This window comes from Natranaerobius trueperi (genome assembly GCF_002216005.1).
GTDB classification, from domain to species: domain Bacteria; phylum Bacillota; class Natranaerobiia; order Natranaerobiales; family Natranaerobiaceae; genus Natranaerobius_A; species Natranaerobius_A trueperi.
The window spans coordinates 1-754 of record NZ_NIQC01000075.1 but is presented as its reverse complement, the minus strand read 5'-3'; the positions used below and the strand labels follow the sequence as shown (position 1 = coordinate 754).

The 754-nt window shown below is 32.5% G+C and carries 1 protein-coding gene; it reads right to left on the bottom strand.

The window, feature by feature from the left end; genetic code table 11:
* Window positions 1–447: 447 nt before the first annotated feature.
* Window positions 448–579, bottom strand: coding sequence for a hypothetical protein (locus CDO51_RS15150; protein WP_276207041.1), 132 nt, complete (start codon window positions 577–579; stop codon window positions 448–450).
* Window positions 580–754 lie beyond the last annotated feature (175 nt).

Genomic DNA, 754 nt, shown 5'->3' with positions numbered 1-754 from the left:
TATGGATATCACTAAGAAATGGAATCAACCAGTTTTTAATTGGAAGAGTTGTATCTCACAGCTCGCCATCCATTTCGAAGATCGACTCAAACCAGAATTACCGTATTGAGGTATAAATCTAATCTTGCTCGAGAAAATAGGGATGAAACTAGTAAGTAAATTTATTAAGAGAGATACCATTTACACAAAATTCAGGACATCCTCAATACCTTTTGCGGTATATTACTCCAAAAATAATAAAAATGCAATGTAAAAGAAAGGAGTACTTGCTTGAAGAGCCTTGCTAGCTAGATCCCTGACTCCCATGATAATAATCAATCTTTTTAGATTGTAGCAAGACTAATAAATCCTGCTTCTGCATTTACAGAGTTAAGGCCTCTTGTTAAAAAATATGTATATCCAAAAGATCTTTTGATAGTTCCAAAAAGGTGCACAACTATCGAGCCCCTAAGTTTGTAGAGGTCCTTTTTTCTTAATTGTATTTTCATGTACTTGATTTATAAATTCTTCATCATCAAATCTTGTTATAACTCTTCCCGCTTTTGCTGATGTACATTCAGATTTATTTCCACAATCCATGTAGTCCTTACACACGTAACGTCTATAATTTTTTCTTCTGTTCTTTCCGTTCCATTTAACTCTAGTGGATAACCCAAAGGACATCTATAAATATCTTTTGATTTGTCATATTGAAAATTCGTCTTTTCAAAACCTGACTTTGTTTTTAATTAATATTTCTGTGTTTTCATCTACT